Here is a 250-nt window from a genome sequence, read left to right as displayed (position 1 = left end):
TGATGGGGTAACTCTTCTGACGCCACACTGCCGAGAAACAACGGCGCTGGTGTTGAAACATCGCTGCCCGTACCGGAAACCGACACAGGTGGGCTGGGTTAGCAGCCTAAGGCGTCGGGGGAACTCTCCTCAAGGAACTCGGCAAATTGCCCCCGTACCCTCGGTAGAAGGGGGGCCCGTGGGAGTGAAGCCTTTACGGCGTAAGCTCCTGTGGGTCGCAGAGACCGGGCGGTGCCGACTGTTTATCAAA

The 250-nt window shown here is 60.0% G+C and carries 1 rRNA gene (cut by a window edge); it reads left to right on the top strand.

Annotated features, from left to right (window positions below):
• Window positions 1-250 (top strand): 23S ribosomal RNA (locus tag NZ653_10210) (its annotated part extends 263 nt beyond the left edge of the window); the annotation flags it as partial.

It is taken from the genome of Anaerolineae bacterium (assembly GCA_025062375.1).
Taxonomy (GTDB): domain Bacteria; phylum Chloroflexota; class Anaerolineae; order SpSt-600; family SpSt-600; genus SpSt-600.
Note: the sequence above shows the minus strand (reverse complement) of the source record. Positions and strands in the feature narration are given on the sequence as shown.